This is a genomic window from Lacticaseibacillus sp. 866-1 (assembly GCF_016861825.1).
Lineage (GTDB): Bacteria > Bacillota > Bacilli > Lactobacillales > Lactobacillaceae > Lacticaseibacillus.
On sequence record NZ_BOLU01000007.1, the window covers coordinates 1 to 23428 of the forward strand.

26 protein-coding genes are annotated in these 23428 nt (G+C 56.5%); 13 read left to right on the forward strand and 13 right to left on the reverse strand.

What is annotated here, in order from left to right; translation table 11 throughout:
• Window positions 1–81 precede the first annotated feature (81 nt).
• Both JUE30_RS03350 and JUE30_RS03355 read right to left on the reverse strand, forming a co-directional pair.
• On the reverse strand, window positions 82–552 hold the full coding sequence (locus JUE30_RS03350; RefSeq protein WP_203623612.1) for a GNAT family N-acetyltransferase: 471 nt from the start codon (window positions 550–552) through the stop codon (window positions 82–84).
• 258 nt (window positions 553–810) lie between these two features.
• A complete protein-coding gene (locus JUE30_RS03355; protein ID WP_239061350.1) occupies window positions 811–2028 on the reverse strand; it encodes a glycoside hydrolase family 28 protein in 1218 nt (405 codons plus the stop codon).
• 152 nt (window positions 2029–2180) lie between these two features.
• Between JUE30_RS03355 and JUE30_RS03360 the strand changes: the two genes are divergently transcribed.
• The 5 genes from JUE30_RS03360 to JUE30_RS03380 all read left to right on the forward strand — a co-directional run bounded on the left by JUE30_RS03360 (window position 2181) and on the right by JUE30_RS03380 (window position 8295).
• The gene (locus JUE30_RS03360) at window positions 2181–3194 is read left to right on the forward strand and encodes an AraC family transcriptional regulator (RefSeq protein WP_203623614.1); all 1014 of its coding nucleotides are present in this window, start codon (window positions 2181–2183) and stop codon (window positions 3192–3194) included.
• Window positions 3195–3370: 176 nt separating this feature from the next.
• Window positions 3371–4447, forward strand: a complete 1077-nt coding sequence (locus JUE30_RS03365) for a GntR family transcriptional regulator (RefSeq protein WP_203623615.1) — start codon at window positions 3371–3373, stop codon at window positions 4445–4447.
• A gap of 104 nt (window positions 4448–4551) precedes the next feature.
• Window positions 4552–6141 (forward strand): FGGY-family carbohydrate kinase, encoded by a 1590-nt coding sequence (locus JUE30_RS03370; protein ID WP_203623616.1) that lies wholly within the window; start codon window positions 4552–4554, stop codon window positions 6139–6141.
• Window positions 6142–6165: 24 nt separating this feature from the next.
• Window positions 6166–7590, forward strand: a complete 1425-nt coding sequence (gene araA / locus JUE30_RS03375) for an L-arabinose isomerase (RefSeq protein ID WP_203623617.1) — start codon at window positions 6166–6168, stop codon at window positions 7588–7590.
• A gap of 9 nt (window positions 7591–7599) precedes the next feature.
• Window positions 7600–8295 carry an L-ribulose-5-phosphate 4-epimerase gene (locus JUE30_RS03380; RefSeq protein WP_203623618.1) on the forward strand — a complete coding sequence of 232 codons (696 nt, stop codon included), beginning with the start codon at window positions 7600–7602 and terminating at the stop codon, window positions 8293–8295.
• A 169-nt stretch (window positions 8296–8464) separates the two neighbouring features.
• Here JUE30_RS03380 and JUE30_RS03385 read toward each other — a convergent pair whose 3' ends face one another.
• The 3 genes from JUE30_RS03385 to JUE30_RS03395 are packed head-to-tail and all read right to left on the reverse strand — an operon-like array spanning window position 8465 to window position 11003.
• Window positions 8465–9097, reverse strand: a complete 633-nt coding sequence (locus JUE30_RS03385) for a TetR/AcrR family transcriptional regulator (protein ID WP_203623619.1) — start codon at window positions 9095–9097, stop codon at window positions 8465–8467.
• A gap of 30 nt (window positions 9098–9127) precedes the next feature.
• Complete coding sequence (locus JUE30_RS03390; RefSeq protein WP_203623620.1) at window positions 9128–10279, reverse strand: ABC transporter permease; 1152 nt, start codon at window positions 10277–10279, stop codon at window positions 9128–9130.
• Window position 10280: 1 nt separating this feature from the next.
• Window positions 10281–11003, reverse strand: a complete 723-nt coding sequence (locus tag JUE30_RS03395; RefSeq protein ID WP_203623621.1) for an ABC transporter ATP-binding protein — start codon at window positions 11001–11003, stop codon at window positions 10281–10283.
• A gap of 202 nt (window positions 11004–11205) precedes the next feature.
• Between JUE30_RS03395 and JUE30_RS03400 the strand changes: the two genes are divergently transcribed.
• From JUE30_RS03400 to JUE30_RS03420, 5 genes are all read left to right on the forward strand, one after another.
• Window positions 11206–11724, forward strand: a complete 519-nt coding sequence (locus tag JUE30_RS03400; RefSeq protein ID WP_203623622.1) for a TetR/AcrR family transcriptional regulator — start codon at window positions 11206–11208, stop codon at window positions 11722–11724.
• Between the two features lie 4 nt (window positions 11725–11728).
• Window positions 11729–12784, forward strand: coding sequence for an FtsX-like permease family protein (locus tag JUE30_RS03405; protein ID WP_203623623.1), 1056 nt, complete (start codon window positions 11729–11731; stop codon window positions 12782–12784).
• A gap of 5 nt (window positions 12785–12789) precedes the next feature.
• Entirely contained in the window at window positions 12790–13479 is a 690-nt protein-coding gene (locus JUE30_RS03410) for an ABC transporter ATP-binding protein (RefSeq protein WP_203623624.1), read from the forward strand.
• A gap of 104 nt (window positions 13480–13583) precedes the next feature.
• On the forward strand, window positions 13584–13832 hold the full coding sequence (locus JUE30_RS03415; RefSeq protein WP_125755118.1) for a hypothetical protein: 249 nt from the start codon (window positions 13584–13586) through the stop codon (window positions 13830–13832).
• A gap of 266 nt (window positions 13833–14098) precedes the next feature.
• Window positions 14099–14698, forward strand: a complete 600-nt coding sequence (locus JUE30_RS03420; RefSeq protein WP_203623625.1) for a DUF805 domain-containing protein — start codon at window positions 14099–14101, stop codon at window positions 14696–14698.
• A gap of 44 nt (window positions 14699–14742) precedes the next feature.
• Here JUE30_RS03420 and JUE30_RS03425 read toward each other — a convergent pair whose 3' ends face one another.
• The 7 genes from JUE30_RS03425 to JUE30_RS03455 all read right to left on the reverse strand — a co-directional run bounded on the left by JUE30_RS03425 (window position 14743) and on the right by JUE30_RS03455 (window position 20522).
• Window positions 14743–15684, reverse strand: a complete 942-nt coding sequence (locus tag JUE30_RS03425; protein WP_203623626.1) for a metal ABC transporter solute-binding protein, Zn/Mn family — start codon at window positions 15682–15684, stop codon at window positions 14743–14745.
• Window positions 15685–16587 (reverse strand): metal ABC transporter permease, encoded by a 903-nt coding sequence (locus tag JUE30_RS03430; RefSeq protein ID WP_203623627.1) that lies wholly within the window; start codon window positions 16585–16587, stop codon window positions 15685–15687. It abuts the gene before it with no gap.
• Window positions 16584–17324 carry a metal ABC transporter ATP-binding protein gene (locus JUE30_RS03435; protein ID WP_203623628.1) on the reverse strand — a complete coding sequence of 247 codons (741 nt, stop codon included), beginning with the start codon at window positions 17322–17324 and terminating at the stop codon, window positions 16584–16586. The genes JUE30_RS03430 and JUE30_RS03435 overlap by 4 nt, the downstream gene beginning before the upstream one ends.
• A 136-nt stretch (window positions 17325–17460) precedes the next feature.
• Entirely contained in the window at window positions 17461–17769 is a 309-nt protein-coding gene (locus JUE30_RS03440; RefSeq protein WP_203623629.1) for a helix-turn-helix transcriptional regulator, read from the reverse strand.
• 11 nt (window positions 17770–17780) lie between these two features.
• Window positions 17781–18344 (reverse strand): cadmium resistance transporter, encoded by a 564-nt coding sequence (locus JUE30_RS03445; RefSeq protein WP_203623630.1) that lies wholly within the window; start codon window positions 18342–18344, stop codon window positions 17781–17783.
• Window positions 18345–18429: 85 nt separating this feature from the next.
• A complete protein-coding gene (locus tag JUE30_RS03450; protein ID WP_203623631.1) occupies window positions 18430–18867 on the reverse strand; it encodes a universal stress protein in 438 nt (145 codons plus the stop codon).
• Complete coding sequence (locus JUE30_RS03455) at window positions 18867–20522, reverse strand: Nramp family divalent metal transporter (protein ID WP_374706434.1); 1656 nt, start codon at window positions 20520–20522, stop codon at window positions 18867–18869. The genes JUE30_RS03450 and JUE30_RS03455 overlap by 1 nt, the downstream gene beginning before the upstream one ends.
• Before the next feature lie 418 nt (window positions 20523–20940).
• Here JUE30_RS03455 and JUE30_RS03460 point away from each other — a divergent pair, with 418 nt between their 5' ends.
• From JUE30_RS03460 to JUE30_RS03470, 3 genes are all read left to right on the forward strand, one after another.
• Window positions 20941–21609 carry a VIT family protein gene (locus tag JUE30_RS03460; RefSeq protein WP_203623632.1) on the forward strand — a complete coding sequence of 223 codons (669 nt, stop codon included), beginning with the start codon at window positions 20941–20943 and terminating at the stop codon, window positions 21607–21609.
• Window positions 21610–21627: 18 nt separating this feature from the next.
• On the forward strand, window positions 21628–22326 hold the full coding sequence (locus JUE30_RS03465; protein WP_203623676.1) for a VIT family protein: 699 nt from the start codon (window positions 21628–21630) through the stop codon (window positions 22324–22326).
• A gap of 113 nt (window positions 22327–22439) precedes the next feature.
• Entirely contained in the window at window positions 22440–22580 is a 141-nt protein-coding gene (locus JUE30_RS03470; protein ID WP_156314368.1) for a hypothetical protein, read from the forward strand.
• Between the two features lie 76 nt (window positions 22581–22656).
• On the opposite strand, the gene JUE30_RS03475 is transcribed toward JUE30_RS03470, so the two are convergent.
• Window positions 22657–23115 (reverse strand): NUDIX hydrolase, encoded by a 459-nt coding sequence (locus tag JUE30_RS03475; RefSeq protein WP_203623633.1) that lies wholly within the window; start codon window positions 23113–23115, stop codon window positions 22657–22659.
• Window positions 23116–23428: the final 313 nt, after the last annotated feature.

Sequence of the window (23428 nt, forward strand, 5' to 3'; positions counted from 1 at the left end):
TAGTGCTTGTGAGTGTTAATCTGAGAGTGGGTCATGAAGATTCCTGCTTTCTTGTCTGGTTGCACTAACAAGAATAGGTCTTCATGGCCTTTTTGGTCTAGTCGCTAAGGTGTTGCACTTGAATTGTAAACTGGGGGGCTCGTTATGTTCCCAGACGCCGAGCGCGATGGTGTCCTTGTGCAGGCTCTGCGCCATTTTTAACGCATGAGCGTAGAGCTTGCTGCCCAGGCCTTGGTGCTTGTACGCAGGTAAAATGTAGATCCGCTCCAGCTCCAGCGCGTTTTTCGCCTGCACATCGGCAGTTACCGCGCCATCGACATTGAGCTTAAGGTAGCCGGCCGGGGTGCCGTCGACCGTGATGAACCAGAAGGTCGTGCCTGGCGTGTGCAGCTCCTGGGTGAGCTGCTCAGGCGAATACGCCGTGTCTAGAAAGGCCGCCATGTCGGCTGGCGCCGTATTGGCGTTGAACGTATCGGCAAAAGTGGTGCGGGCCAGGTTCACCAGCGTGGGGATCTGAGACTCGGTGACGGGGATGATTTGGGTTTCGGTCATGGTAAGACTCCTTTGATCCTAGTGTGCGCTTGCACTTTATTGGGTTTTATCATGCGCCTTCACAGCCGGTTCGGCTGCAGTAATTTACCGCTCTCCAGGTGATCATGTGTAACCCCAGCCGCAGGTGTACGACCGAATCGTGAAGCAGGCCGCAAGTTTCACGTGTAACAGAGATCCGCCTGATACTAAAACACCACCGGCCCTTTTGGTTGAGAGAAAGGGCTGATGGTGCTTGTTGACTATTTTGAGGAATGCCAGTTAGCCATTATCGGACAGTACCATGCGAGTCACATGCCCGCACAGCGAGCATGTATCAGTGCCTTGCTTAATCATTGTTGGCTCAAGAAAAGTGACGGCTTCTAGGACAACTTTGACTGACGAATCCAGCTGGAATAGCTCAGTCGCTTCGTTATGTCCAAATTGAACGTGGGTGAAGGTGACGGTCAACGCGGTCCCGTTGCCGTGGATGACGGACGGCGCCGAGACGTGATCGATCACGCAAGAGTCAAAAGTCAGTGTCCGCATGTAAGAGCCGTTTTGCATTACAGATTTGTCGCCGCGATTGTAGCTGATCAGCCGGCCGATATCATTGATTAGACAACGCTTGATGGTAATGTTCTCAGATGGCTGCTGATTTTTATCCGCGTCGATTGCGTAATACTTAAAAAATGCATGGGTGTAATTGGTTTGCTTGGCAAGGTGAGGGTACAGTCCGGGACCGCTAAATGTGCAGTCGTCGAATTGAATCTCCTGACCGCCGATTCGCATACTGTTGCATGCCGTGTTTAGCAAGCAATGACGAACCGTCAGCTGATGAATGTCGTAGCCAGCGATAGTGTCATCACCAGAGTAGACGCCGCAGTTACTAATTCGGATATCCCGTGAGTGATGTAGATTGAAACCGTCGTGGCCGCCGCGAATTTGCACGTCGTCAATTGTGACATGATGGCAGCCTAGAATGGCGTGTGACCAGTTGGCGCTATTGACGAATGTGTAGCCTTTAAGGGTCAGGTGACTGATTCCCACCATGGCGATTCCCATCGGCCCACGGAACCCTTCTTCCCCTCGCGGGTCCGTCAGCGAGGACCCGTCGATCGCACTGCCGCTTTCAGCAATAATCTGGACGTTCTGCTCGTGATACGCGCTAATCAGTGCCGCGAAGTAATGATCTGGTAAGTGCCATTCTTTAATATAAAAAGGATCATGCACATAGTCGACCGGGTTGGCCTCGTTGAAGTCGGTGTAGTCATTGAGGTTAGCGCTGCCGACGAGCACGGCCCCGGCGTTTAGTCTTAACGTGATGTTTGACCGTAAGCGGATGCTGCCGATCACATACCTGCCAGCCGGCACTTCGATAACGCCACCGCCAGCACTGGCACAGGCGTCAATCACCTGTTGAAAGGCAGACGTTTGGACAGATTGTGAAAGGCTTGAAACGCCCTGTTCAGTGACGGTCACTTTAGATTTTGCGGTCAATAAACCACACTTCCTTTTCAAGAAAACTGGCATTATTGTTTGGCCTGTGCCTTGATATCGCGGACCACAATGAAGAATACACCGGCACGAGCCATCTTATAACCGTTTTTAATGTACAATGGGTGTGAAAATTTGACCTAAGGCGGTGGATGATGAGGTATCTAATTTCGCTTAATGATCCAATTATTCATGTGTGGTCAGGCCACCTTGTCAAGAAGGCTGGTTCGGCTTGGAAGCACCGGCGTAATCATCACTCAGCGGATATTGAGCTGATGCTACTTGAAAAGGGCACATTGTCCTTAAGCGTAAACGGTGAACCAGTGACCTTAAGGCCTGGGCAACCGTTATTAATCCCCCCGGATGCAACCGTTGAAGGCACGCAGGCTACCACGGAAGCAGTATCACTGTTCTGGATTCATTTCTTTGCGGTTATTCAGCCCATTTCGGATGCTGATTCGCAGATCAGCACCGCAAATCGTCAGCGATTAGCGGGCAACACCGCGACTGCTTTAAATCAATATGCGCTGATCCCATCGGTCTATCAGGCCGATGATCCGCAAGGCCTACTGTTGCTGTTTCACCAGCTGCTTCAGGCGGTCAATGAAAACCCGGTCAGCGAACGGCAAAACGATTTCTTTACTGCGTATCTACTGTGCCAAGTTAGCACTGATTTTATGAAGACTTTGCCAGTCCAGAAGCCAGAATCCTTGGCTTCAACAAAGATCTCGGAGTGGGTGAGGACCAACATCTCGAAATCACTCACGGTGCGAGACGTGGCCAATCAGTTCGAACTGAATGCGAGTTATTTAAGTCGATTATTTAAGCGAGAAATGGGCGTGTCGCTCAAGTCGTACATATTGGATATGAAGATCAGCTACGCGAAGTATCTGCTTGCGTCGACCAATCTACTGGTGGCGGAGGTTAGGGATAAGGCGTACTTCGGCGATTCCAAACAGTTTATGCACACCTTTAAACAGCGCGTCGGCGTTTCTCCAAGTGCATATAGAGCGTCTATGAGCCGAACACATCTGAACACGGAGGCGGTGGACCCCAAGTCGCAGCTGCCGGCACAGTTCGGCACCGAAGCAGTACGCCGACTGATTGGCACGATCCTTTCTGATCAGCCGACGTCTCAACAAGAGCCAGGGTCGACAAGCGGTCAGTAATCATTGCTGACCGTGGCGGATGGGTTCCCCGAAAGAAGTCTAGGAAAGTGGTCATTTGACACATAATTGCAATCGGTTGCGCCGGCATTTTTAGGCCTCACCGCACTGATTCGGCGAAAATTGATTTGAATAAATTTTTCAAAGGCGGTTTACTGTAATCAATAAGGGGTGGGAACATGCAAACCAAAGAAGCGGTACGTCTGGCACTAAAAGAAGCCATCATGGCCGGCCGCTATGCGATCGGCGATAAACTGCCAACAGAACAAGCGCTACTGACACAATTTGACATCTCGCGTTACAGCCTGCGTCAGGCCCTGAAGGCGCTAGCAGATGAAGGGTTGATCCGAGCGGTGCAGGGCAGCGGCTTTTACGTGGCGGATCCGCGCAATAAGCAGCGTAAGCAGGCCGCCCGGAAAATTATCGGCGTCATTACAACGCACTTGGCAGACTACATTTTTCCGCCGATTATTTCTGGCATCGACAGTGTTGTGAGCGAGGCAGGCTACGGCCTGATGCTGAGCAATACGCACAACGAATTTGAAAACGAGCAGCGCAGCCTGATCCGAATGATGGATACCGGAGTCGCTGGGCTCATTATCGAGCCGACGCGCAGCGCCATGGCTAATCCCAATCTGGCGCTTTATCGGCGCATCGCACTGGCGGGGATCCCAGTGGTCTTTATCAATGCCGGCTACACCGGTCTCACCGACTTTCCGACACTGACGGTTGATGACGCAGGTGGGGAGCGCCAGCTGATCGAGACGCTGCTCAAGCAGGGGCACCGCCAGATCCTTGGCCTTTTTCAAATCGATGACCAGCAGGGCGTCGATCGCATGCAGGGATTTGTTCAGGCCTATCAGGCGAACCAGCCGACCTTATCTACCGGGAACGTCATGCTGTACCAATCCGGCGATCACCTTGCTGACCTGAAGGCCCGCATTCTGGATGTTGTGAATGGGGATTCACGGCCTACTGCGATTGCCTGCTACAATGACCAACTGGCTATTCGCCTGATTTCCTGGCTGGGTGAAGCGGGGATCAAGGTGCCGGACGATATTTCGCTGGTCGGGTTTGACGACTATGAGATGAGTCGCTATTCGCGCCCGGGGCTCACCACCGCAGTTCATCCTAAACGACGCATGGGCGAGGCGGCTGGCCGGGCAGTGCTTCAGGCGATCGCGCACCAGACGCCGGCTTCAATTCAGTATCCGGCAGAGCTTGTGATGCGGCGCTCGATTAAGAAACTGAGCTGAATTGTGTCGAATCAATTGAATCAATTTGATGACGACAAATAAACCGCTTACCTTGAAGTTGCGAACAGATCGCAACTTCTTTTTTTATGGGCAGGAGGGATCAGATGGACAACGCAATCAAAGCGGCGATTGAAGCCGGTCAGCTCACGCTTGGCCTGGAACTGGGATCGACGCAAATCAAAGTGGAACTGCTAACGGCTCACTTGACGCCGGTGTGCACGGGCGCCTATGGCTGGACGAACACGTTGGCTGATGGGCACTGGACGTACTCACTGGATCAGGTGTGGGTTGGGATTCAGGCCGCCTACGCGGATTTGGCGGCGCGCGTGAAGGCGCAGTACGGCGTTCCCATCACGCAGATCAAGGCGATCGGCATTAGCGCGATGATGCACGGCTACTTGGCGTTTGATGCCGACGACCAGCTGTTGACACCGTTTCGGACTTGGCGTGATAACACCACGGGCCAGGCCGCGGAGCAGCTGTCGCAGTTGTTTCACTTCAACATTCCGCAGCGCTGGAGTGTTGCCCACCTTTATCAGGCGATTTTAAACGGTGAAAACCACGTCGATCAGATTGCTTTTATGACGACACTGGCGGGTTATGTGCACTGGCAGTTATCCGGGCAAAGGGTGATTGGGATCGGTGACGCCTCAGGGATGTTTCCCATTGATCCGGCCACTGATCAGTACGACGCGATGAAGCTGGTGGTCTTTGATACCTTGCCGGCCGTGCAGGCGCACCACTTGCAACTGCGCCAGATCTTGCCAGCGCCGCTGCTGGCTGGGACACCAGCTGGGCGCCTGAGCGAAGGCGGGGCTGCGCGGCTGGATCCAAGCGGTGAGCTGCAGCCTGGGGCGGTGATGGCGCCGCCGGAAGGGGATGCCGGCACCGGGATGGTCGCCACGAATAGTGTGGCGGTCAATTCAGGCAACATCTCTGTAGGCACGTCGGCGTTCACGATGACTATTTTGCCTGAGCTTCCCGACTCTTGGGATCCGGCAATCGATATTGTGGCGACGCCAACTGGTCAGCCGGTCGCGATGGTCCACGCCAACAATTGTTCCTCAGACCTCAACGCCTGGATCAGTCTGATGGGGGATGCCATCGCCGCGGTTACCGGTGAGACCCCTGACGACTTGTACCAACGGCTTTTTGTCGCAGTCCCAAAGGCGGATGCCGACCTGGGCGGTCTGCTCGCTTTTGCAAATGTGTCCGGTGAGAACATCACCCAGGTCGATCAGGGCCGACCGATTCAGGTCCGCACGTCAAGCACGCAGATGACGCTGGCCAATTTTATGGCGACACAGCTGGACGCGGCCTTTGCCCCGCTGGCGGTCGGCATGGAAAAGCTGCACGAGCTGGTCACGCTGAAGGAGTCCACGATGGTCGCGCAAGGCGGACTCTTTAAGACCCCTAAGATCGCGCAGCAGGTGCTGGCTAATGCGCTGGGCCTGCCGATCACGGTCATGACGAACGCCAGTGTCGGCGGTCCGTTTGGGATGGCGGTGCTCGCACAGTTTACTGCGGTCGGTGGCGGCGATCTCGCGAAATATCTGCAGTCTGAGGTGTTTCAGGAGACGACGGCGACCACACTCGCGCCAGAGCCAAGCGGACGCGAAGCTTACCAGCATTTTCTTGCCCGCTACCAAAAGGCCTTGCCGTTGGCGCGCCAGGCCGGCAGTCTCGTTGATTAGAAAATCTGAATGGAGGACTTCACAATGAAATTAGCACAACAATATGAATTTTGGTTTGCCGTGGGCAGTCAGGCCCTGTACGGTGAGGAGACGCTGAAACAGGTCGAAGCCGACAGCAAGACCATCGCGGCCAAGCTGAACGAAAGTGGCACGCTGCCTTATCCCGTTGTGTTCAAGGGCGTTTTGACGACGGCCGATGGGATCACGGCCTTCATGAAGGAGGCCAACTACCGCGATCAGGTCGCCGGCGTCATCACTTGGATGCATACTTTTTCACCGGCGAAGAACTGGATCCGCGGCACCAAACTTCTGCAAAAGCCACTGCTGCATCTGGCGACACAGTTCCGCAATGATATTCCTTACGAAACAATCGATTTTGACTACATGAACCTGAACCAGAGCGCGCACGGCGACCGCGAGTACGGCTACATTAACGCGCGGTTGGACATTCATAATAAGGTCGTGTATGGGCACTGGGCAACCCCTGAGGTCCAGCAGCAAATCGCTGACTGGGAAGACGTGGCCGTGGCTTACGCCGAGAGTTTTCAGACTAAAGTGGCGCGGTTCGGTGATAACATGCGCAACGTTGCGGTGACCGATGGCGACCGGGTCGAGGCCCAGATCAAGTTTGGCTGGACCGTCGACTACTACGCACTGCACGATGTCGTTGAGGTAATCGATGCCGTGAGTGAAGCCGACATCGATCAAGCATACGAAGACCTGACCGCCAAGTACACTGTGGTACGCGGCGAGAATGATGCGGCCAAGTATGACCACGCAGTGCGCTACCAGCTCCGCGAATACCTGGGCATTAAAAAGTTTCTGGATGACCGCGGCTACAACTGCTTCACGACCAACTTCGAGGACCTGCACGGACTCGAGCAGCTGCCTGGACTGGCGGCGCAACTGCTGATGGCGGAAGGCTACGGGTTCGGCGCCGAAGGAGATTGGAAGACGTCTGCGCTCAGCCACGTTCTGAAGGTCCTTGCGCATAACCAGAAGACCTCGTTCATGGAGGACTACACGCTGGATCTGCGTCCAGGGCACGAAGCCATTTTGGGCTCACACATGCTGGAAGTTGATCCTTCCATCGCCTCTGACAAGCCGCGGATCGAAGTGCACCCGCTGGACATCGGTGGCAAGGCCGATCCGGCCCGCCTAGTCTTTAACGGCTCTGCTGGCGACGCGGTTGACGTGACCCTGGCGGACTTCCGCGACGGCTTCAAGTTCATCGGTTACCCAGTTAACGCAGCCTTGGCCGAAAAGCCGCTGCCGCATCTGCCCGTCGCCAGTCAGCTTTGGACGCCAAAGGTGGGGCTGAAGGCAGGCGCGACCGCCTGGATCCAAAACGGCGGCGGTCACCACACGGTTTTATCCTTCAGCATCAACACCACCCAGATCAAGGACCTGGCGACGCTGTTTGGTGTGAAGGCAATCGTGATTGAGTAGGAGGCTAGCATGCTAGAAAAACTCAAAGAGGAAGTCTACGAGGCCAATATGCAGCTGCCCAAACTCGACTTGGTCACGTTCACCTGGGGCAATGTTTCGGGGATCGACCGTGACGCCGGGCTGTTTGTGATCAAGCCGTCCGGGGTGCCGTACGAAACGCTGCAGCCCAGCGACATGGTGGTCGTTAACCTGAAGGGTGAGGTGGTTGAAGGCAAGCTGCGACCGTCCAGCGACACGCCAACGCATGTGGTCCTTTACAACGCGTTTCCGGACATTGGCGGGATCGTGCACACGCACTCACCGTACGCCGTCACCTTCGCCAGTGCGAATATGGATGTCCCGGCGCTGAACACCACTGCGGTCGATACCTTTTACGGGGATGTGCCGGTGTCAGAGCCGCTGTCTAAGGCGCAAATCGAGCGCGCCTATGAAGAGGAAACCGGCGAGGTGATCGTCAAAACCTTCGCCGACCGGCACCTGGACCACGACGCGGTGCCGGCGGTGCTGGTCAGTCGGCACGGGCCGTTCACGTGGGGAGCGACGCCGGCCAAGGCCGTGTACAACGCCAAGGTGCTCGAGGTCGTCAGCCAGATCGATTACCAGACCATGACGCTGAGCGCTAAGGACAATCACGTGCCGCAGTACCTGCTGGATAAGCACTACTATCGCAAGCACGGCAAGAACGCGTACTACGGGCAAAAATAGCGCGGTTTGACCAGCTAACCTAGAGTTGAATTGATCGGTTTCACGTGGAACAACTGCAGATTGAACGGTTATCAGCAGTGTTGACTGGCTGTTGAATTTGCCCATACCGTAAAGAACCACCGCACGCGCTTTGAATGAAGAGCGTGCGGTGGTTCTTTGTTGTTGATTTCTAGGTTAGGGCCGGCATGACGCTGGTGAGGATCTTGGCGGTGGCCTGATCCACATCGAGCTGCAGTGCCGGTTTCAGGATAACCGGCAACAGGTACGTCAGCATCAGGCCGAATATCGGCCGAAAGGACTCGAGGGTGAGGGGATGCTGGGGCTGGCTGAAGTTTGCCAGCATGGGCAGGACGGCCGGGACAAAGCGTTGCTTGGCCATTGCCAGGGCACTGTCGAACAAGTCGGTGTTCACTAGCACCTCTTGCAGAAAGACGCGAATGATGAGCCGGTTATCCACCACAAAGCGCATGCGGTCGCTGATGAGAAACCGCAGGGTGGCTTCCAGCGAGTCAAAATGCTGCTTGCCTGTTTCCGCGACGAATTCGTCGGCGACGGCGGGCAGCACGCTCGCCTTCAGCGGCTCGAGCAAGGCGTCGAGGATCTCGCGCTTATTTTTAAAATGCTTGTACACGGTGCCTTCCGACACGCCGGCCAGGTTTGCGATGTCGGCGGTCGTGGTGCGATCGTAGCCTTGCTCGGAAAAAAGCTTCAGGCAGGCCTTCAGCACGTTCTGCTGTTTTTCCGACAAGTCTGACTGTGCCAGGCTGTTGGCCAATAATGTCTCGACTGAATTGACTTGCATGGCGACCTCCTTATTGCTGCGATCAGTTTATCACACCTTGCGATACCGCCGCATGCCGCGGACGTTCAGGCCGGTCAGGACCAGCAGGAAAAGCAGAAGCACGCCGATGTCGAGCCCCAGGCTCGTGAGCTTGGAGCCGTACATGATGATCTGCGTCATCGCGTGGCCGGCGTAAGTCAGCGGCAGCACGTAGGAGATGTCTTTGACCCAGCTCGCCAACGAATCCAGCGGCACGATGCCGGAGAAAAAGACTTGGGGGATGACGATGATGGGGATAAACTGCATCATCTGGAATTCGGATTCCGCCAGCGTCGACATCAGGATACCGAACGCCAGCGCGACGAGGGCAAGCAGGAAGTTAATGACCATGACCGCACCCAGCGTCCCGGTGATTTCAACGCCCATGAAGCCAACTGTGGTCAGCACGATGATGACGGTTTGAATCATGGCCAGGATGCCATAGCTGATCATGTAGCCCAGCACGATCTCACCGCGGCGCACCGGGGTGGCCAGCAGGCGGTCCAGCGTGCCAGTCGTGCGCTCCATGAGCAGCGCCATGCCGGAAATCAGGAACACGAAGAAGAAGACGAAAAAGCCCATCAGTATCGGCACGATTTTGTCAAAAAAGCCGGTGTTCTTATCGCCATAGTTGTAGCGGCTCTTGATCTTGGTGCGCGGTTGGGCCTTGGCTTTGGGATGCTTCATGGCCGCGGCCGCTTGCGGGGACAGCTTGGCGATGGTGGTCGCCATTTGGCTGACGGTCTTGCTCAGCTTGACGGTCGTTTGCTTCAGTGTCTTCATGCCGTTTTGCGTCAGAGCCGCATTGAAGCCGGCCTTGACGAGGCTGGTCTTGGTGGCATCGGTGTTGGCGTAGGTGATGGTGTAATGGCTGGCGCTGGTTTCGTGAATCACGGCGTCGACCTTTTGATTCTTCAGTGCATGTTGCGCGCTGGCATTGCTGGTCTTTTTGGTCACGCTCACGTGCTTGACGTCGTTTAACGCGGTCCGGACATTATCGTTCAGTCCGACTGTGGCGACTTTGACGCTTGTCGTCGCGCTTTGCGTAAAAATCAGCTTCATCAAAAACATGATCAAAACCGGCGCCACGAACATCAACGCCAGGGTCCGTTTGTCGCGGATCAGCTCGGTGACGACGCGCCGGGCAATGTACAGTGCGCGCATATTAAGCCACCCCTTCCGCTTTTAAGAAGACTTCTTCGATCGTCTTGACCTGGTACTGTGCCTCGAGCTTGGCCGGCGCATCGTAGGCCATGACCTTGCCGTCGAGCAGCAGCGCGACCTCGTCGGTGAGTTCGGCCTCGTCCATCACGTGCGTGGTGATGAGCACGCCGCGGCCGGCGTCGCGCAGTTGATGCAGCTCGTGCCAGATCTTGCGCCGCAGCGCCGGATCAATGCCGACAGTCGGCTCGTCCAGCACCAGCAGCTCGGGGTCACCGAGCAGGGCAATGGCGAGCGACAGCCGGCGCCGCATGCCACCGGAGTAGCCGGAAACGCGCTTTTTGAGGTCGGGCGTGAGGTCCACGACGTCGGCGACATGCGCGATGTTAGCGGCTAGTGCATCCTTTTTGACGCCTTTCATGCGGCCGAAAAAGCGCAGGTTCTCCTCGCCGGTGAGGGCGTCGTACAGCGAATCGTCTTGGGCCATGTACCCGATTTGTCCCAAAAGTGCGCGGTTAGGCATGTGCGTGGCGAGCACGAGGGCCTCGCCGCCGTCCGCGACTTCCATGCCCAGCGCGGTTTTGATCGCCGTGGACTTGCCGGCGCCGCTCGGGCCAATGAGCCCGAGGATCTGGCCTGCGTCCACGTGCAGCGAAACGTCCGCCAGAACGGTTTGCTTACCGAACTTCTTTTGCAGGTGCTTCAAATCAATTAATCTAGTTGTCATTCGTATCGTCTCCTTGGTGAGTGGTGACTCACTCAACGCCGATCACTATACCTGACTAAAAAGTGAGTGTCAACTCACTTTTTCACAAATCCTCTGAAAATAAATAAGCGAAAAAAGTTGACACGGTGTCACCGGCGCGTATACTAATCAACATCGGCATGTGGTGACACGGCGTCACCACCGCAGAAAGCGAGGACTAGCCTTGGTATTACCCACTTTTGAACATTTAGATGAAGAAAAGCAGGCGCGCATCCGCCAGGCGCTGCTGAATGAATTTTCCCATTACCCGCTGGCGGACGCCCAGGTGGCGCGGATCGTAAAGGACGCCGGCATTGCGCGCGGCGCGTTTTACAAGTACTTCACCGATCTGACCGACGCGTACCGGTACCTGTTCGGCATCGCGATGCGCGAGATCCACCAGGGGATGCCCAAGCGGCCGACCGCCGGCAACGTCGACGAGTACATCGCCGCGCTGCGTCAGTTTGTCGAAACCACCAACCAGTGCGAGTACCGCGAGCTGATTCAGCAGCATTTTCGCTACAACGAAGGCTACCTGGGCGAGGCGCCAACGCGGCTGATTCCGGGCGGCGACGCTAAGCAGTGGGCGTTCACGGTACTGTATCACCAAACTGTCAAAGACATTATGTTAGCGCCGGAAACCGCTGAGGCCCGGATCGCGCAGCTGCGCATCGCCTTGACGCGCGGCAGTGAAGGAGAATGAGGTCATGTTTTTAGCACTCAAAGAAATCAAAAAAGAAAAACTGCGCTCGGGGCTGATCATTTTCATGATCGTTCTGATCGGCTATCTGATTTTCATCCTGACCAGCCTGGCGCTGGGCCTCGCGCAGCAAAACACCGACGCCATCAATGGCTGGCAGGCGCAGCGCATCGTGCTGAACGCCGACGCGAACACCGACATGCGTCAGTCGTTCCTGTCCCAAAAGCAGGTCGGCAAGTTGTCGAACAAGGAGGCGCTGCTGGGCGAAACCAGCGTGGTCGCCAAGGCTAAGGGCCAAAAGCAGCAGTCTGCCGTGTTCCTGGGGCTGAAGTCGAGTCAGTTCATCTACAAAAATTTGAAGCTGACAGCCGGCCGCAACGTGCAAAAAGCCAACGAGGTCGTGGTCGACACCGCGTTCAAGAACGCCGGCTACAAGCTGGGCTACAAGCTGCAGCTGAACGACTACAAGGATAAGTTCACCATTGTCGGTTTCACCGATAAGGCCAAGCTGAACATCGCGCCAGTGGTTTACGGCCGCCTGAGCAGCTGGTCCGCGCTGCGCGGCATCGTTGCGGGCCCGGTCGGCTCGGCGGTGATTTCGCAAAGCAAGGCCTACAAAAATACGAATACCGGCGTGAAAACATACACCAAGCAGCAGGTCATCAATAAGTTGCCCGGGTACTCTGCGCAAAACGCGACCTTCATTCTAATGATCGGGTTTTTGATGGTGATCTCGCTGATCATCATCGCGGTGTTTCTGTACATCCTGACGATGCAGAAACTGCCGAATTACGCGGTGCTGCGCGCGCAGGGAATCCCAAGCAAGGTGCTGGTCGGCGCAACGGTGTCGCAGTCGCTGCTGCTGGTGCTGTCTGGCCTAGTGCTGGCGACGGTGTTGACCATCGCGACGGCGGCCGTGATGCCGAGCGCCGTGCCGATGGCCTTTGACATTCCGGCGTTGACCGAAGTGGGCCTGGGCCTGCTGGTCATGGCGCTGCTTGGGAGTCTCATTCCCATTAAGTCGGTGCTCAGCGTTGATCCCGTTTCCGTTATTGGAGGTTAAGTCGCATGAAAAATTCATTTTCAGTCTCACACGTGAGCCAGGTGTTCGGCACCGGCACGGCGCGGGTCGAGGCGCTGCACGACGTCAGTTTTGAGGCCGATGCCGGGTCGCTGAGTCTCATTATGGGGCCATCCGGCTCCGGGAAAAGCACGTTTCTCACGATTGCGGGGGGCCTGCTGACACCGACGAGCGGCAGCGTTGAGGTCAACGGCGTCAAGTATACCGAGCGCTCGAAGAAGCAGCGCGACGCCTTGCGCCTAGACGCCATCGGCTTTGTGCTCCAGGCCTATCACCTGCTGCCGTACTTAACTGTCGCCGACCAGTTCAAGCTGGTCGACAAGGTCAAGCCGAACGGGAATTTGTCGAAGGAACAGCTTGATGAAGTGCTGGCAACACTAGGCATTCAGAACCTGGTGCACAAGTACCCCGGCGAGCTTTCCGGCGGCCAGCAGCAGCGGGTCGCGATCGCGCGGGCGCTGTACCCAGATCCGGCGATTATTTTGGCCGATGAACCGACCGCGGCGCTCGACAGTGCCCGCGTCGAAGTCGTCGGCGCGCTGCTCAAGGACCTGGCTGTCAAGCACAACAAGGCGGTGGTGGTCGTGACCCATGACACGCGGCTGATGCCGTTTGCCGACCACCTGTACAACATGCAGGACGGCTGGCTGCGCGAGGCCGAGGCCGTCGCGAGCTAAAAAAAACGCCAGCACCCTGAGCATATGATTCGCATTTTAACCCTAACATGCGTTATCCTAGAAATGGATGAAGCGCTTTCACCAATGGGAAGGGGACGAGTCACATGGAGTTCAAGGTCAGTCTGATGGTCAGCAAGAACCCGGTGCTGTTCTGGTGGGACGATGGGTTGAAAACCGACACCCCAGCCGCGCTGGAGTACCTGAATGAAGTGGCACCGATCACCACCGTGAGATTTCCGGAGCCGACAGGCAAGCAAGGCTTTGACCTGACCGACTGCGAAGAGACGTTCAATGGGTTGATGTCGATGGGGGCCAACGTGGTCCTGGCGCCGCGGCCTAAGGAATTGCAGTAGCACAAATAACGGCTTGCTCCGTACAGGGGCTGGCCGTTTTTTAATGACTTCAGGAAAAACTCACTGCGCCCCATGGTGCCAATTTGAGCACCCGGCAAGGAGGACAGTGTTCAGTGACGACTAGGTCTGGCAGCACATACCCAGAAGCACAACTGTGAAATTGGTATAGCAGCGAACGAATATTGGTTAATAATGTTAATTATATTGTGATAGGCAATCGCCCGTGCTATGATTCTTTCGTCACCATTAGAGAAGGGGGTAGGGAAATGGCAATCAAATCCAATCAAGCCGAGCAAGCCGCGGCGCACAATCGGTACTACCGCGCGACCGGCTTCACGTCGATCAAGGCGTTTTTTGGCAATTATGTGAATTTCAAGGGGCGGTCCAGCCGGAGTGAATACTGGTGGATCACGCTGTTTCAGACCATTTTATCCATCGTCGTGATGATCGCCTTTCTCGGGGCGGTGATCGGCGCCATTGCGGGCAGTTCCAGCGGGATCGATCCCAAGAAACTGTTTGCCAGCCTTGGGGCGGGCCTGGTGATTTTTCTGGTGCTGGTGGTCGTGTTCTACGTCGCCGTGATTCTGCCGAGCATTGGCCTGACGGTTCGGCGCTACCGTGACGGCGGGATCCCGTGGTGGATTTTTCCCATTCAGCTTATTGTGTACGGCGGCGCGCAGCTGCTGAAAAGCGGCTCGACCGCGCAGAGTTTGGTGGAATGGGCGGCGCTGCTGTCCATGATCATCTTGGCGCTGCTGCCGTCCAAGCCGCTGCCAGTTTCGCATGACGGCTTCACCCAGGATGATGGACTCGACTCGCGCATCGATCCGAGCGTGTTTGCTAACAAGGATGATGATCAGAAGTAGTAGTTGAATGCAAAAAAAAGAGGCCCTGAGAGGCCTCTTTTGCGTTACGCCTTACTCAGGCCCTCGTGGATCTTTTCCAGGTTCCACTTCATCATGTCGTAGTACGTGTCGCCAGTCCTGCCGGTTTTGGCCAGCGAGTCGGTGAACAGCTGGGCGTGGATCGGCAGGCCGGTGTCCTGCGCGATTTTAGTCATCGACTTAGGGGACACCGAGGTCTCGACGAACAAGCTGCGCACGTCGCTTTCGGCGATTTTGGCCAGCACAGCCTTCATCTGCGAAGGCGATCCCTGGGACTCGGAGTTCAGCTCCCAAATGTAGGCTGGGGTCAGGTCGTAGGCGCCGCCGAAGTACTTGAACGCGCCTTCTGAAGTGATTAGAACGCGGCGGTCTTTCGGCAGGTCCTGGAACTGGCGCTGGGCGCTTTCGTGCAAGGCTGCGAGCTTTTTCGTGTAGGCATCGGCGTTTTGCTGATAAAAGGGGGCGTTTTGCGGGTCTTTTTCAGCCAAAATAGTGGTGATGGTTTGCACATACTGGATGCCGTTGGCCAGATCGAGCCACGCGTGCGGATCTTGTTCTTTGGGGTTGGTCGTCAGGTGGCGGGGCCGCACACCGGCACTGGCGGCGAAAACTTCCTGGTCAAAGTGCTTGCCTGACGTCTCGACCAGCTTGGTGAACCAGCCGCTGCCGCCGGTTTCCAGATTCAGGCCGTTGTGAAACAGCACGTCGGCCTCAGCGGATGCGGCGATGTCGGCAGGCCGCGGTTCGTATTCGTGGGGGTCGGTGCCGCGCGCGACAATTGAATAAACCTCGACCTGATCCTTGCCGACTTGCTGCACCATGTCCTCGAGAATCGAATTGGTGGTGACCACGCGCAACTTGCCAGTCGGTGCATCGGCATGCGGCCGGTCGGTCCGGGTGGTCAAAAACATGGCGACGCCGGCAATCATGACGGTGACACTGAACAGCGTGAGCCAAAAGCGGCGCATTTACAGCACCTCCTCGTCGGCCAGCCCGTGGGCCGTTTTTGCCTGGCGGCGCGGGCGGGAGATGCGCGTTTTTAACCGCACGAAGCCCTGCTTGGGCGCCAGGACGAAGGACAGCAGGAACAGCGCGGCGGCGACCAGCACGATTGCCGGGCCGGACGCCCAGTTGAAGGTGTAGCTGAGGTACAGGCCGACGGTGGCGGAGACGGCGCCGATTGCCGCCGAGAGCCCCAGCATCACCTCCAGCCCGTTCGTCCAGAGAAACGCGGTGGCCGCTGGCGTGATCAGCATCGCGACCACCAAGATGATGCCGACGGTTTGCAGCGCGGACACGGTCACCAGCGTCAGCACCAGCATCAGGCTGTAGTGGATGACTTGGACTTTCAGGCCGTAAGTCTGCGCGAACACCGGGTCAAACGAGGTGATCTGCAGCTCTTTGTAAAAGGTCACCACAAACAGCAGCACGATGCCGAGTACCACGGCGGTGGTCATGATGTCGCCGTCCGACACGGCGAGGATGTTCCCGAACAAAATGTGGTTCAAGTTCACCGCGCTGCCGGCCGCGGCAATCAGAATGAAGCCCAGCGCGTAAAACGCGGAGAACACGATGCCAATCGACGTGTCGGTTTTGAGTTTGCTGTGGGTCGAGACAAAACCAATGAGCAGCGCCGCGATAATGCCGAACACCGAGGCGCCAATCAGCAGGTTGATGCCGAGCATGTAGGCGATGGCAACCCCTGGCAGCACCGCGTGGGAAATTGCGTCACCCATCAGCGACATCCCGCGCAGGATGATGAAGGCCCCGATAATGCCGGACATGATGCCGACCATGATCGCAGCCAGCAGTGCGCTTTGCAGGAAGCCGTAACGTCCCAGTGCGGTGATAAATTCGGTAATGGTCGTCATTGCGCCACCTCCTGCTGGTCGAACAGGACCGCCGACAAGTCTGGGGAAAAGGCGCGGGTAATGTTGGCCGCGGTGTAAACCTGCGCAACTGGCCCGTAGTCGATAATGCCGTGGTTCATCACGACCAGGTCGTCAAAGTACTGGAAGACCTTGTTCAAGTCGTGGTGCACGATGATAATGGTTTTGCCGGCGTCGCGCCACTGTTTCAGGATCGCCATGATGGTGGCCTCGCTTTGCAGGTCGATGCCGACAAACGGCTCGTCGAGGATGATGAGATCCGCGTCTTGCACAATTGCGCGGGCGACGAACACCCGCTGCAGCTGGCCGCCCGACAGGTTGCCGATTTGACGCTGTGCAAACGCACCCAGCTGAACCTGGTCCAGCGCGGCGTTGGCCTGGGCTTTTTCTTCGCGTCCGGGATGGTTAAAGAGGCCAAGGCGCGCGTACGTGCCGGTCAAGACGACGTCAAAGGCGCTGATGGGGAATGTCAGGTCCAAGTCCTTGCGCTGCTCGACGTACGCGATGCGGCGCTTGAAGACGCTGAGTGGGCGGCCGTTGAACGTGGCTGTGCCGTGTTGCTTTTTGATCAGGCCGAGAGCGGCCTTGATCAGCGTTGATTTTCCTGCACCATTGGGACCGATGATGCCAGTGATTTTGCCCTCGTCGAAGGTGACGGTCGCATCAGTGAACACTGGTGTGGCATCGTAAGCAACGGTGAGGTCCGTGAGTTGAAACATGGAACCCCTCCTTGGTTTTAGGCGTGGCTAAACTTTTCTCAATCTAAGCATATCAGGTGGGGCGAATTTGCGCAACCAAAACAGACCGCGTCACCGCCTCAGGCAGAGGGGATGACGCGGTCTCAATTTGGTTGGTTCATAGTTTAACGGGCTGGCCGGCGGTTTCACGTGAAACGTGCGCCAACATGGCGTCGACCACCGTCAGCACGTGTGGCTCGTCCAGTATGTAATACACGTGGCGGCCGACTCGGCGGCGTGAAACCAGCCGATACTGATACAGCATCGCCAGCTGGTGCGAAACCTGCGGCTGATCGATGTCTAACCCTTCGACGATGGTCGTGACATCGGCCTCGCGATTTTTGAGGAAATACAGGATGCGGACGCGGGTGTCGTTGCTGAGGACTTTGAAGATCTTCACCGCTTCCGCCAATTGTTGCGCATTCATTTGGCCATCTCCTAGACGAAGGCAAGCAAGTGGGCGATCAAACCGCTGTCCCAAAAGACCCAGAGCCCCACGGCCGCATAACACACGCGCATCAGCGCTTCACCATGGGCCTTCATCACTGCCGCCACCTGCGGCAGGCGGCCGATCAGGTTGATGACCAGGACCACCGCAACGGCCAGCAGCGCAATGAAGATCAGCGTGACCCCGAAGTGGGCCAGCGTCTCGCCGGCCAAGACCGGCAGGAAAATCGACAGGTTGCAGCCGGCGCACACAGACAGGTAGGTCAGAAACACCGAGGCGACGGCCGAGCTTTGCGTTCGCGGCTGATCCGCATCGTGATCTTGCCGCAGCGCCATGTACAGGGGCAGGACGCCGAGGACGCCAAGCGCCCATTCGGGGACCAGCAGTGCAAGTGTTTTGCCGATCGCAAAGCTCAGCGTCATCAGCACGGTGACGCCGAGCACGTAGCCCAGGATCACTGCGCCGCGCGAATAGCGCTTCAGCAGAAACAGCAGCATGAAGAAAAAGTCTAAGTTCACACTGAGAAAAGTCAGCGTGAGGAGCCAGTAGTTCATAAGCGACTTCCTAACTTGTTATATGTTTTATGTTGCATATGTCCAGTAAAAACAAAGCCCGAAAATTTCCCGGGCAATGTTTGCGTTACTCGCGCACCACCAGCACGGAGCACGGCGCGTACTTCGCCATGTAGGCCGCCTGCGAGCCGAAGTGCCGGGCGATGCCTTTTTTGGCGGCGGCCCCAATCACCAGCAGATCCGGCTGGTACTTGGGAATGAGCGTTTTGACGATAGTCTCCCCAGCGTCGCCTTCGCCGATCACGGCGCGGACATCCTTGATGCCGGCTTTTTCAGCGAGTTGGACGTATTCGGACAGGTGTTGTTCGAGGTCCTTGCGCTCGCCGTGCACGTAGTCCTTCGACAGGGCCTCGTACACGTTCATCTCGTCACTTTCCATGATCGTGGTGATCACGAGGCTGGCCCCGTCGACACGGGCGCGGTGGATCGCGTACTGAAACGCGGCCAAGGCGTCGGCCGAGTCATCGACACCCACGAGGATTTTTTGATAGTCATCTGGTGACATCAGCGATTATCCTCCTTTTTCTGTTGATCTTCAGCAGTTTCTTCAGCGCGCTCCTGCTTGACCATTTCGTCGGCAGACTTTCCGGCCGCGATTAACTGGTCGCGGGCCATGCCGGACGCTACGAGGGCCTGATTGCCTTTGTACATGTCATACAGGCACCATGCCAGCAGCAAAATGATTAGGGCAATCGCCACATACGCGGCGATGTGGGCTTCGGTTTCCATGCTGGGGCTGACGAAGCCGGCAAACGCATCCGGCAGGTTCAGCATGTTCAGGAAGGTCAGGCCGATGACGGAGATCCAGCCGCAAATCTTGACCCAGGTGGAGTTCTTAAACCGCTTGCCCATTTCGGCCTTGGAGTCGGTCATGAGCAGCAACGGAAGCATCGAAAACGGCAGTGCGAACGCCAGGAAGACTTGTGAGTTGTTCATCAGGTCATTCAGCGCCTCATGTTCGGCGACTGGCGACAGGTTGCGCGTCATCCACACGCAGACCAGGACTGGAATCACGGAGATCAGGCGAGTGACCAGCCGGCGCGCCCACAGCGGCATGCGCATGTGAATGTAGCCTTCCATGATGACCTGACCGGTCAGTGTGCCGGTGATGGTTGAGTTCTGACCGGACGCCAGCAGGGCGACCGCGAACAGGACTGACAGCGCCCCGGACTTGGCGACGGCAATCAAAATGCCGTTGGATAAGACGGAGGTGTCAGACAGTGCCTGGTACAAACCGAAGAAGGACGGATCCTTCACCGCGCCGCTTTTGAACACCGCCACGCCCATGATCAGCAGGAGCGAGTTCACGATGAACGCGACGGACAGTTGGATGTTGGAATCCCACTGGCTGAAGCGCACCGATTGCGCAACTTGTTCCTCGTCGTCGTGGTCGATTTTACGTGTCTGCGAAATCGCCGAGTGCAGGTACAGGTTGTGCGGCATGACCGTGGCGCCGATGATGCCAAGCGCCCCAGACAGCGGCGTCATGCCGTTGACCGTTGGGTGCGCAGCGATTGTGCCAGCCGATGGCACCAGGCCCTTGATCACACCGATCCAATCTGGCCGACTCAGTGCGACTTGATAGGCGAAGACGAACAGGATCACCATGATCAGCGCGACCACGATAGCCTCGATTTTACGAAAGCCGATGCGCGTCAGCAGCAATAAGAGCAGAACATCAAAAACGGTGATGAACACGTCAATGACTAGCGGAATGCCGAAGAGCAGGTACAGCGCAATGGCCGCGCCGATGACTTCCGCGATATCAGTCGCCATAATGGCGAGCTCGGTCATGATCCACAGGACAATGCCAAGTGCTTTGCTGGTCCGGGCCCGAATCGCCTGGGCTAAGTCCATTTGCGTCACAATGCCAAGTTTAGCCGCCATATTTTGAAGCAACATCGCGATTAAACTTGAAATTAGGATGATGGACATCAGGAGGTACCCGAAGTTTTGCCCCCCGGTGATACTGGTCGACCAGTTACCTGGATCCATGTAACCGACGGCAACCAAAGCCCCGGGACCTGAATAAGCCAGTAGCGTACGCCAGAAGCCTTTGCCTTTTGGCACTTCGACGGTGCCGTTGATCTCCTCCAGTGAGGGCCCATTCGCGTACTCAATGAGTTTGCGCTTTTTGGGTGTTGCATCTGTTTCTTTCAATATCCCCAATCCTTTCTGAAATCACTCTCAGTATACCGCTGAAGTTTTCTCTGTAAAGCATTTTGTTAGGATTACCTAACAAAAGTTCTTGACGCATGCATGCAAATATGCTGAATATGCCCATAATGCCAGGGATTCTAGGCACTTTAGTTAGTTTTGTGTCCCTAACAAAAAGACAGTAAAAGTGATTCATCAATACGCGAGAGAGAATATTCGGTGAATGAAAAGCTTGAAAATACCGAGATGGTTGCCCGTGCATGGGCATATATGGAAGAATTATCGTAAATCAACGAGAACCCGCCAACCAGTTTATTTAGGATACCCAAACAAAACCAGCTTAATGCTTTACAATGGGGAAGGTGAGATTTAGACTTGCTTATGTACATATTAGAATGGTTATAAATTGTGGGGTGGAACCATGAAGCTATCAGAAAAGGTCAACGTGCTGCGCGCCAGTGTCATGGGCGCCAACGACGGCATCGTGTCGGTGGCTGGGATCGTTATCGGCGTGGCCGGCGCGACCGCCAACAATTACGCGATCCTGATTTCCGGCCTGTCCGGCATGCTTGCCGGCACCGTGTCCATGGCGATGGGCGAGTACGTCTCCGTGAACGCCGAGCGCGACGGGCAAAAGCGCGCGATCACTGAAGAAAGCCGGGCACTTGACGACGACTATCAGGGTGAGTTTGATTTCATCCAGCACAAATATATGAAGACAGGCATCTCCGGCGACCTGGCAAAAAAGGCCACCGGCGAGATGCTGAGCCGCGACCCCTTGAACGTGGCCGTGCGCGAACGGTTCGGGTTCGACTCCGGCGAGACGACCAGCGCGGTTGCGGCTGCGGTGTCCTCCATGATTGCCTTCCCGACGGGCTCGATCCTGCCGCTGGTGGCGATCACCTTGTTTCCGGCGGCCATCAAGCTTTGGGCGACGGTCGTTGCGGTCGTGATCGCGTTGACCATCACCGGCTACATCGCCGCGGCGCTGGGCAACGCGAACCGCTGGAAGGCGGCGCTGCGCAACGTGGTGTCAGGGATCTTGACGATGGCCGTGACCTACTGGATCGGCACATTGTTTGCCCACTAAAGGAAGCGGTCAATCATGATGAAGACAATGCATACGCCAAAAACCAAAGAAAAACAGACCATGGCGGAGCGTGCGAACACGCTGCGCGCCGGGGTCCTGGGCGCTAATGACGGCATCTTGACGGTCGTCGGTGTGCTGTTCTCCGTGGCGGCGGCGACCACCAACCAGTTCACGATTTTCATCGCGGGGCTGTCGGACCTGTTGGCCTGCGCCTTTTCCATGGCATCTGGTGAGTACGCGTCGGTATCGTCGCAAAAGGACACCGAAAAGGCGGTCGTGGCTGAGGAGTCGCGGCTGCTTGAAACCGACCCGGCCGGCGAGAAACAGGCGGTCACGGACTACTACGTCGCGCGCGGGGTCACAGCCGAAACGGCGGGGCAAATCGCCGACCAGCTGCTGCACGAAGATGCGCTGGGCACAGTGATCCGCGTGAAGTACGGCCTGAAAAAGAACCACTACATGAACCCGTGGTACGCCGCGTTTGCGTCCCTGGTCTCCGCGGCGTCTGGCGGCATTTTTCCGCTGTTCGCCATGACGGTCGCGCCGGTGGCCTGGCAGTGGCCGGCGACCATTCTCGCCGTTATCCTGTCCGTGTCTCTGACCGGCTACCTGTCCGCGAAGCTCGGCAACGGCCTGGTCAAAAACGCGATGATCCGCAACGTGGTCGTCGGTATCATCACGATGATCATCCACTACGGCATCGGGCAGCTGATGTAAAACTGTGCCGCGGGGCGATCATTTCCCGGGTGATGTGGTATGGTGGGATTGTACCGAGATGTTTGGACTACCTAAAAAACGGCCAGTAGACCCTGAGAAAGGGAGCGAAAGACATGGCGGAAGCAAACGAGCAGCCAATGATTGATGCGGCAACTCAAATGCAGCTGAGGGATCAGACGGAATGCGAAAGAATGATTGACGGTTTTCTTTTGCAAAATCTGGTCACGATGACCAACCAGTCTTATTTAGCCTAATTCACGGCGCAACATGGCGCAGTGAAACACAAACGCACCGCTCGTAAAAATTCGGGCGGTGCGTTTGCGTGTACGCTTAGCAGTGCTTGGCGGCGTAAGCGATCATGTCCGCGTTTTGCTGGTTGAGCAGCGGCGGCAGGCCGTCCAGCGGCCAATACTTCATTTCCGTGGTTTCGTTCGGGTCGGCCTCTTCAAAGCTGCCGCCAATCTGCCTGACCTCGTACAGCATGGCGATGGTTTGGCAAACATCGCCGTTGGAATAAATCGTTTCGCCCTGGTCGAAGCAGTGAAGCTGGCGCACGATGGCGACGTCCAGGCCGCTGTCTTCCTTGTATTCGCGGATCAGCGTTTGCGCGTACGTCTCGCCGTATTCCATGTAGCCACCCGGCAGGCTCCAGGTCCCATTGTCGGTGCGGTGGTTGAGCAGGACCTCGCGTTGCTCATTCAGCAGGATGCCGGCTGCGCAGTTGAGGATCAGCGGCATGTGGCCGACCTTCGCGCGAACTGCTTTGATGTAGCCGTAAGTTTCTGGCATGTGGCGCCTCCTTTTTCCGCTAGCATACGCCCATTATCTCGCGCCGGCATTATCGAAAACTGACCTGCGTGCTGGCAGCCAATATGTTATTTTTACAGCGTGCCCATACGTGGTCGCGGCGAGTGACCCGAAATGGTGACGCTTTCAGTAATTAACCTGACTGTTCCTGACCAGTTTTCAGCTCAGACCCGAGCGCAAAAGGGTCAATGTTTGGAAAAAATTTCACGAATGAGAGCATATCCCTTTCAATTTCGGGCAAAAGTCTGCATAATGTCTAATGACAAGACACCATATTATTTCATATTTGGAGGAG

Excerpts from the sequence above, each read along its gene's own strand:
- JUE30_RS03350 (WP_203623612.1), bottom strand. The coding sequence starts at position 552 with ATGACCGAAACCCAAATCATCCCCGTCACCGAGTCTCAGATCCCCACG.
- JUE30_RS03360 (WP_203623614.1), top strand. The coding sequence starts at position 2,181 with ATGAGGTATCTAATTTCGCTTAATGATCCAATTATTCATGTGTGGTCA.
- JUE30_RS03365 (WP_203623615.1), top strand. The coding sequence starts at position 3,371 with ATGCAAACCAAAGAAGCGGTACGTCTGGCACTAAAAGAAGCCATCATG.
- JUE30_RS03370 (WP_203623616.1), top strand. The coding sequence starts at position 4,552 with ATGGACAACGCAATCAAAGCGGCGATTGAAGCCGGTCAGCTCACGCTT.
- araA (WP_203623617.1), top strand. The coding sequence starts at position 6,166 with ATGAAATTAGCACAACAATATGAATTTTGGTTTGCCGTGGGCAGTCAG.
- JUE30_RS03380 (WP_203623618.1), top strand. The coding sequence starts at position 7,600 with ATGCTAGAAAAACTCAAAGAGGAAGTCTACGAGGCCAATATGCAGCTG.
- JUE30_RS03385 (WP_203623619.1), bottom strand. The coding sequence starts at position 9,097 with ATGCAAGTCAATTCAGTCGAGACATTATTGGCCAACAGCCTGGCACAG.
- JUE30_RS03390 (WP_203623620.1), bottom strand. The coding sequence starts at position 10,279 with ATGCGCGCACTGTACATTGCCCGGCGCGTCGTCACCGAGCTGATCCGC.
- JUE30_RS03395 (WP_203623621.1), bottom strand. The coding sequence starts at position 11,003 with ATGACAACTAGATTAATTGATTTGAAGCACCTGCAAAAGAAGTTCGGT.
- JUE30_RS03405 (WP_203623623.1), top strand. The coding sequence starts at position 11,729 with ATGTTTTTAGCACTCAAAGAAATCAAAAAAGAAAAACTGCGCTCGGGG.
- JUE30_RS03410 (WP_203623624.1), top strand. The coding sequence starts at position 12,790 with ATGAAAAATTCATTTTCAGTCTCACACGTGAGCCAGGTGTTCGGCACC.
- JUE30_RS03415 (WP_125755118.1), top strand. The coding sequence starts at position 13,584 with ATGGAGTTCAAGGTCAGTCTGATGGTCAGCAAGAACCCGGTGCTGTTC.
- JUE30_RS03420 (WP_203623625.1), top strand. The coding sequence starts at position 14,099 with ATGGCAATCAAATCCAATCAAGCCGAGCAAGCCGCGGCGCACAATCGG.
- JUE30_RS03425 (WP_203623626.1), bottom strand. The coding sequence starts at position 15,684 with ATGCGCCGCTTTTGGCTCACGCTGTTCAGTGTCACCGTCATGATTGCC.
- JUE30_RS03430 (WP_203623627.1), bottom strand. The coding sequence starts at position 16,587 with ATGACGACCATTACCGAATTTATCACCGCACTGGGACGTTACGGCTTC.
- JUE30_RS03435 (WP_203623628.1), bottom strand. The coding sequence starts at position 17,324 with ATGTTTCAACTCACGGACCTCACCGTTGCTTACGATGCCACACCAGTG.
- JUE30_RS03440 (WP_203623629.1), bottom strand. The coding sequence starts at position 17,769 with ATGAATGCGCAACAATTGGCGGAAGCGGTGAAGATCTTCAAAGTCCTC.
- JUE30_RS03445 (WP_203623630.1), bottom strand. The coding sequence starts at position 18,344 with ATGAACTACTGGCTCCTCACGCTGACTTTTCTCAGTGTGAACTTAGAC.
- JUE30_RS03450 (WP_203623631.1), bottom strand. The coding sequence starts at position 18,867 with ATGTCACCAGATGACTATCAAAAAATCCTCGTGGGTGTCGATGACTCG.
- JUE30_RS03460 (WP_203623632.1), top strand. The coding sequence starts at position 20,941 with ATGAAGCTATCAGAAAAGGTCAACGTGCTGCGCGCCAGTGTCATGGGC.
- JUE30_RS03465 (WP_203623676.1), top strand. The coding sequence starts at position 21,628 with ATGAAGACAATGCATACGCCAAAAACCAAAGAAAAACAGACCATGGCG.
- JUE30_RS03470 (WP_156314368.1), top strand. The coding sequence starts at position 22,440 with ATGGCGGAAGCAAACGAGCAGCCAATGATTGATGCGGCAACTCAAATG.
- JUE30_RS03475 (WP_203623633.1), bottom strand. The coding sequence starts at position 23,115 with ATGCCAGAAACTTACGGCTACATCAAAGCAGTTCGCGCGAAGGTCGGC.